The organism is Terriglobia bacterium, assembly GCA_020073185.1.
In the GTDB taxonomy this organism is placed as follows: Bacteria; Acidobacteriota; Terriglobia; order Terriglobales; family Acidobacteriaceae; genus JAIQGF01.
Genome location: JAIQFT010000049.1, coordinates 24,610 through 32,642, shown reverse-complemented (window position 1 = coordinate 32,642; position 8,033 = coordinate 24,610). Strand labels below are relative to the sequence as shown.

At 61.6% G+C, this 8,033-nt stretch carries 3 protein-coding genes; all 3 read right to left on the bottom strand.

Annotated features, from left to right (window positions below):
* Window positions 1–177: 177 nt before the first annotated feature.
* Entirely contained in the window at window positions 178–3,417 is a 3,240-nt protein-coding gene (locus LAN64_15880) for a DUF3857 domain-containing protein (GenBank protein ID MBZ5569317.1), read from the bottom strand.
* 152 nt (window positions 3,418–3,569) lie between these two features.
* The gene (gene nadC, locus LAN64_15875; protein MBZ5569316.1) at window positions 3,570–4,448 is read right to left on the bottom strand and encodes a carboxylating nicotinate-nucleotide diphosphorylase; all 879 of its coding nucleotides are present in this window, start codon (window positions 4,446–4,448) and stop codon (window positions 3,570–3,572) included.
* A gap of 93 nt (window positions 4,449–4,541) precedes the next feature.
* Complete coding sequence (locus tag LAN64_15870) at window positions 4,542–7,406, bottom strand: valine--tRNA ligase (protein MBZ5569315.1); 2,865 nt, start codon at window positions 7,404–7,406, stop codon at window positions 4,542–4,544.
* Between the last annotated feature and the right edge of the window lie 627 nt (window positions 7,407–8,033).

Here is an 8,033-nt window from a genome sequence, read left to right as displayed (position 1 = left end):
CGCGTACGCCACCAAAATCCTCCGCCGCAGATCGTCGGAAAAGGCTCGTGCCATCAGCTGTATTCGCAGAGACCGCCAGCACCAGCAGCTTACGTCCAAACACTCATTCGCGGGTATATCTACTCGGGAACCGCTCTAACTAGATCGTGATGCGATATTTAATCGGCGGTATCCCAGCTAGTTCACGGAGTGGACTGAGTCGGGCGTCATCAGCGCAATATCACACCCGGATCCACCCGGAGAGCAGAAGACGATACCGCGCCGCACTATTTTCACGGGCGCATTCAGAGGAGCGTGCGGGTTCATCTTACCGGCCAGAGCGGAGCGCAGCGCGCCTTCCGCTGCATGAAGCTGCTCAGAGCCGGAGATGAATTTTACTTCTTCAATTTTGCCGCCTGTGGTGACCAGCACAAAGAACTCGGCGCTTCCCCCGCCGGTTACGATCTTGGTCAAATGGATGGTGCGTGCGCGGCTGAGAGCTTCGGGTGCATCCTTCATGGCAAGAGCAACGGCGGCATCGCTGCCCGCAACATGCTTGAGTCGGCCCTGAATCTCGCTCTTTGCCGCAGGATCGCCGAAGCCCGATGGCACGGATGATTTAAGAGCCTGAGCGTAAATCTTCGCAGCAGCGGTGCGCTTGCCCTGCTTCTCGTATAACTGGGCGAGGTGGTCGCCAACCGTGGGCGCCTGCAAAAGTTCCCAGGCGGCATAAAGAAACTCTTCTGCCTTAGCCAGGTCAGCGCGGCGAAAATAAACCCAGCCCAGCGTATCCCAGTAGCTGCCGAGAGAAGAGGTGTGCTGCAAATCATTAAGGCGTAGGTCCGTTAGGTTTGTAAGCTGTGTCTCCTCAGCCTCGGCTTTCACCGCGCGCAAAGCCCATTGTTCCGCCAAATCGAGCTTGAGATTTTTATCCGCCAACTCGTACGCCAGGTTGTTCATCATCAAGGGAGTGGGTTCAAGGTCCACAGCCTTCTGCAGAGTGGCGATACCCTTCTCCAGCTCACCGGCGCGCATGTACGCGGTGCCAAGATTTTGTCGCAGAGTTGCGGTCTGCGGGTTGCGTTCGACGGCGGGTTCGAGGACGCCTATAGCCTCGGAATACTGACTGTCCGAAATCAGCAGGCCGCTAAGTCGATCGGCAGCGTCAACGTCCTCTGGTGCGACCTTTAGGAGCTTGCGCCATGCCTCGATCGCATCCTTATGCTTGCCCGCCGAAGTCATGGCGAGGGCCACACCGCGCAAAACCAACACATCGCCGGGGTTGACTTCCATTTCCTTGCGGAAAGCATCGATTGCATCATCCGTGCGGCGCATGGCCATATACGCGCCGGCAATCCCGGCCCACGCACGCGGGAATTTGGGATCGATCACCAGCACCCGCCGGCAACTTTCCACGGCGCCCTGCAAATCCCCACGCTGGAAAGCCTGCCCTGCCTCCAACCATATGCGCACTGCTTCTGGATTGCGGCCCTCCAGGAACGCCAACGCGTCGTTCTGCCGGATCGTAGGCTTCTGGTCCTTGGCCGTCAGGACGATGTAGCGTCCCGCGTCGTCCTCCGTCGCCTTGACGAACTTCTTCCATTCCGCTTGCTTGGCAACCGGTACCTCATGCTGCTTGATGACCAGCCGCCGTTGGGCGGTCAACAGCCCTTGCTTGAGTTCGTAGTCCGCGTGGTACTCGGCGTAATCGTTGCTCAGGTCAACATTGGCGGGTACTTCTGGCGTGTAGCTGGGTGGCATCTGCATCTTTGAGGTGTACGTGAACCGGGCAGGCGGTCCCAGCTCAACCGGGTCCACCGATTTCTCGTCTTCCTGGCGCACGGTGGGCAGGGCAAAGGGCGGCAGGGCCGGCAGGATGCGCCGGTTCGACCAGTCCGCATAATCCTTGCGGTTGTACGAGTAGCTGAATTCGAATGGCTGGTCAATGGCCACCGGCGAACTAACCTTGACGTCGTCCACGGTTCCAGCGAAGCCGGTGCCATACGAGATGTTCTGCACCAGTTGCTTCCACTGTGGCTGTGCCACGTGGCGAAAGGCCAGGCGAACCAGTACCTCGCCGTCGCCCTGCGTGCTACGGCGAATCTCGCCGGTCAAGACGCCGTCGTCGTCCAGCTTGCCTTCGAAGTCGAACTGTTCCAAGTTGCTAATGGCACCCGCGGCCGGGGTCTTGACCAGTTGCGGCTTATCGGAGACGAGCAGCGACTGTTTGTCGCGAAAGCCATAGAGCAGCAAGCCGAAGGGCACGACCTCGGGCGTGGTGTCGAGCCAGATGGTGTCGTTGCCCAGCGTCACCCGGCTGATGACATGGTCGAACTGCGCCGGCGAGGGTACGTCCTCGTCAATCTTTCGCGACGAGCTCACCAGCACCGGGTAGGCGGTGATGCCGACAGCCTGCAGCAGCGACGCCAGCAGCGTGTGCTTGTCCTTGCAGTCGCCGTACTGATTGGAGAGCACGTCGGCGGCAGCATGCGGCTGATACCGCCCGGCGCCGAAGTCAATCCCGATGTAACGGAACTCGGTGGAGACGTACCGGTAGATGGCGCGCACCTTGTCGAGGTCGGTGGCGGCATTGCGCGTTAGCTCGGCGGCCTTGGCGCGCACTTCCGCGGATGGCACAACGCGGGCGCGCTGCAGATCGTCGTACCACTTCCCCAATTCCTCCCAGGAACGGAAGCTGGTCATTTGCACCGAAGGCGGCGGCGGCTCTTTCTTGCTTTCCTTGCTCTTTTCCTCGTCGCTCTTGCGCCGCAGGTTGCTGGTTTTCCAGATGTAGATGCGGCGCGTGCCCTCCTCGCGGATCGCCGGTTGCACATCGCTGTTCTTCACCTTCAGCGAGCGCTCGCGTGGCACGCTGACTTCAAGCTGCTCGTCGAGAACGATGCCGTCGCGCGTGAAATTGTAGTTCAGCCAGAACTGGCCCACCACCTGCGGAGTATGCGTTTGCCAGTGGACGCGGTACTCCAGCACGTCGCCCGGACTGAGGCCCTTGACGGCGACCTGTTTTTGGCGCAGGTCGCTGTACAGCGGCGCCGCGCGAGAAACTTCGGACTCCATGTCCTGGATGTTTTCCGGCGGCGTAATCACCACCGTGCCGTCCGCCTTGCGCACGCGCACGTAGGCGATCTCAACCGTCTCGTTGGCTTTCTGGTAGGAAAAGGTAAGCAGCCCCCATTGCTGAACGCCGGCATCGGTCTGGATGCGCATGCGGGCCGTCACCTCCTGCGTTCCGGTACCGTCGATCTGGAAGGCGTGGTTGGAGACGAAGCTCTCGATGGCGACGGCTTCCTGGGAATAATCGGGTGTGACCGGTTTGGCCTGCGCCACCGCTGGCGCAACCAGCAGTGAGGCCAGGAGGCCGATCAGCAGGGCGCGCGTCCACGCCGACACGAATCGCGCCAAGGTAAATGCGGGAAGCATGAAATCCCTTTCCTGATGGATTGGCTCCCCATTTTTACCCGGGAAACACCCTGATTCAATCGCCGAATTTGACTCGCCTGGCGGCAGGGACCCGCCGTGTCCCAAAAACGGAACTCACCGGCGGAGGCCCACCAACCACCGCCGTTGCGAGATCAGGTCGTCTTGGTCCGCAGATTCATGTCCACGGCGGCCGGCGAGTGCGTCAGTGCGCCGATGGAAATGTACTCCACGCCCGTTTCCGCATAAGCGCGCACCGTTTGCAGGTTGATGCCGCCCGAGACTTCCAGCGGCACGCGCCGCGTGTGCTTCTCCAGGCGCTCCACCGCGCGCCTGACGTCCTCCACCGACATATTGTCCAGCAGCACCGCCTCCGCGCCGTGCTGCAAGGCTTGCTCGAACTCTTCCAGGGTGCGCACTTCGATCTCGATGGGCTGATCGCCGCGGCGATTGCGGTGCGCCCGTGCCAGCACCGGCGCGATTCCGCCCGCCAGCGCGATGTGATTGTTCTTGATCAGCACGCCATCGCTGAGATCGAGCCGGTGATTATGTCCGCCGCCGCAGCGCACGCCGTACTTGTCGAGCAAGCGCAACCCGGGCGCGGTCTTGCGCGTGTCGAGGATGCGCGCCTTCGTGCCTTCGACCGCGTCGACAAATTTGCGCGTCATGGTGGCGATCCCGCTGAGCCGCTGCAACAGGTTCAGGATCACCCGCTCGCACGACAGAATCACGCGCGCGTTGTGTTGGATCACGGCCACGAAGTCGCCCTTCTTCAGGCGCACGCCGTCGAAAATTTCCGGATGGCTCCTGACGTCGGCATAGCCGCTCACCGTGCCGTCCAGTTGCGCAAACACTTCCAGCGTGCGCGCGATCACGCCCACTCCGGCGAGCACGCAATCCTGCTTCGTCATCACCGTCGCCGTCGCCTGCTGCTGCGGCTCGATGCAGGCATAGGTCGTCGCATCGCGCGTCGCCCTATCTTCCAGCAGCGCGTTTTCCAGGATCGCCGTGATTCTCCGCGATTGCCAATCCATGTCGTTCAAAAAGTTTCCGGTTTCCGGTTTCAAGTTTCCAGATCGACCCGCCGAAGCGTGAACGAGAAACTAGAAACCAGAAACTGGCGACTGTTACTTCAGTTCTCCCAATGCCGCTCCTGTTTTTTCGCGCAGCGTTCTTGATTCCGCCAACTGCTTCCGCAAGCCCTCTACCACCTTCGCCGGGGCCTTCGCCAGAAACCGTTCGTTGTCCAACTGCCGCTCTGCGCTCTCGATCTGCTTCTCGATCCTCGCCAGTTCCTTGCTCAACCGTTCGCGTTCCGCCGCCACGTCAATTTTCTTTTCGTACAGCACGCGCACGTCGAACCGGGCGGTCGAGCGCGCCCCGGCTTCCTTGGTCAGCGACTGCGGCACAAACGCCATCGCCTCCACGTTCGCTAGCCGCTCCACTGCGCCGCGGTTCTCCTCGAAGATTTGCCGCACGCCGTCCGGCGTGTGCACCTGGATGGGAATATTCTGCCGCGGCTCGACCTTCAACTCCGCCCGCAAATTGCGCACGCTGACAATCAAGTCCTGGAGGATCGCCATCTCCGTCTCGGCTGCTTCATCCACCTGCCGCGCGTCAGCCTGCGGATACTGCGCCAGCGCGATGGATTTCAGCGGCGGCTTCTGCTCGTAAAGCGCGTGCCAGATTTCCTCGGTAATAAACGGCATGATGGGATGCAGCAACCGCAGCGCTGCCTCAAACAGCGCCACCAGGTTGGCGCATGCGCGCGCCACCGTCTCGCGATCCTCGCCGTTCAACCGCGGCTTGATCAGCTCCAGGTACCAGTCGCAGAACTCGCCCCAGAAAAACTGATAGATCACGTGGCACGCGGTGTCGAAGCGATACGTCCGGATTGCCTCGTTCATCTCCTGCGCCACGCGATTGAACCGCGAGAGAATCCAACGGTCTTCCAGCCCCGCCGCCTGAAAGCCTTCTATGCCGGCGGCTCGCGGCGGAATACGTCCAGAGACGACGACCTTCGTTCCGTTCCTCGATCCTGCTGTCACTACCCGGCGTCGGAATTCCTCTTGCGACCACGCGCCGCCCTGCTCCGCGCGTTCGACATTCATAAACAGGAACCGCGCCGCGTTCCAGATCTTGTTGGCAAACGCGCGATATCCCTCCGTGCGAGACGGATTGAACGCAATATCCGTTCCCGGCGCGGCCTGCGCGGCTAGCGTGAACCGCGTCGCGTCGGTGCCGTACTGTTCGATCACCTCGATCGGATCCAGCACGTTGCCCTTGGTCTTCGACATCTTCTGCCGCTCCGCGTCCCGCACCAGCGCGTGGATGTAGACCTCGCGAAACGGCACACTCTCCGCCAACTCATCCGCCGCCGGCCGCTCCTTGCCTGGATCCTGAAGCCTGGATCCTGAAGCCATGAAGTGACATCCCATCATCACCATCCGCGCCACCCAGAAGAACAAGATGTCGAAGCCGGTAATCAGCAGCGTGTTGGGATAAAACACTTCCAAGTCTCGCGTCGCGTCGGGCCAGCCCAGAGTGGTGAACGGAAGCAGCGCCGAGGAGAACCACGTATCCAGCACGTCCGGATCCTGCTCGAGCTGATTGCTCCCGCACCGTGGGCACGCCGTGGGCGCATCACGCGCCACTGCGATCTTGCGACATTGCGCGCAGTGCCACGCCGGAATGCGATGTCCCCACCACAACTGCCGCGAGATGCACCAGTCGTGCAGGTTCTCCATCCATTGCAGATAAACTGCCGCGTTGTTTTCCGGCGTGAAGCGCAGCGCGCCGGTCTTCACCGCTTCCGCCGCCGCGCCCGCCATGCTCGTCAATGTGGCGGCGGAATCTGTTCCGACGTAATCCGGCAGCTTGTTCACCGCCACAAACCACTGCGTCGAGAGCCGCGGCTCCACGATCGTCCGGCACCGCTGACACTTCCCCAGCGGCACCACGTAAGGCTTGGTTCCGGCGAGCAGCCCCTGTGCCTGCAGGTCGCGCACGATGCGTTCGCGCGCCTCCAGGCGTTCGAGTCCCGCGTACGCACCCGCGTTTTCGTTCATACGCGCGTGCTCGTCCATCACCGTGATCTGCGGCAGGTCGTGGCGCAATCCGGCTTGATAGTCGTTGGGATCGTGCGCCGGCGTGACCTTCACCGCGCCCGTGCCGAACTCCGGCTTGGCAACTTCATCCAGGATGATGGGAATCTCGCGGTTCATCAGCGGCAGGACGACCTTCTTCCCGTGCAGATGCCGGTAACGCGCATCCGCCGGATTCACCGCCACCGCCGTGTCGCCCAGCATCGTTTCCGGACGCGTCGTCGCGACGGTGATGAACTCTGCCGGCGATCCGCTCACCGGATACTTGATCAGGTAGAGCTCTCCCGGCGTGTCCTCGTGCACTACTTCGAGATCGCTGATCGCCGTCGTACACCGCGGGCACCAGTTGACGATGTACACTCCGCGATAGATCAGCCCCTGCTCGTACAGGCGCACGAACACTTCCTTCACCGCGCGCGACAGCCGTTCGTCCATGGTGAAGTACTCGCGCTCCCAGTCCACCGACGTGCCCAGCCGCTTCATCTGCTTGAGGATGGTTCCGCCGTAGTGCTCGCGCCACTGCCACACCCGCGCCAGAAACTTCTCGCGCCCCATCTGGCGCCGGTCCACGCCCTCGCTGGCCAGTTGACGCTCCACCAGCATCTGGGTGGCGATGCCGGCGTGATCGGTGCCGGGAATCCACAGCGTTAGATCACCCTTCATGCGGTGCCAGCGCACCACGATGTCGCTCTCGGTATGTTCCAGCATGTGTCCCATATGGAGCGCGCCGGTAACGTTGGGCGGCGGCAGCAGCAAGGTGAACACGGGCGGCGCCGGTTCGCCGGGCGCGGGCGTCTTCACCGCGAACAACCGCTCGCGTACCCAGTATTCGGCCCAGCGCTGCTCGATCGCGCCCGGGTCATACGCTTTGGGTAATTCGTGGGGCATACGCTTAAGACAATATCGAATTCGAAGTAACCCTCGATATTACAGGCGGGTGGAAAACAGGGTCAAACGCAGGCGGGGATAGGCTACAGCGCGCGCCAAAACTGCCCTCTTTCCACTTTTATGCACCATGGTGTGTGCAATTTGGCGAAGCGCGTGCGCTGGCGCGCGGGCGGGCGGGGCGGGAGCTGGCCTGGGCGGGGGCGCGGGGGGCGAGCGCGGACGCGTAACTTACTGCATTGCCTCCTTGCCAGCACCGAACATCGTCCTAAATGACAAACGGCGCTCCGAACATCGGAGCACCGTTCATTTTATCCCGCCTCAGAGCCGCGTTTCGTAACGGCCTCATGCCTGCCCGTTTTGGAGCGCAACGTTCAATTCCCGTTTTGGACGATTAACACCTGCCTCCTGGTTGTTGTTTCCTGTAACGGTCTCGATCTTGCAAGAGTATGCTGTGCTCGGAGTTTGTTCCGCCTCCCCGAAGAGCAGTTCCCACCATCGGAATGCAACACCCACCGAGGCGAACGTCCGAACACCCAGGACTTAACCCACAAACTAAGGAGTCCGACTAGTGCGGATTCCTAGGGTGGATGTCCAACAGCCAAATGAGTTGTAGACATTAGTCAATGA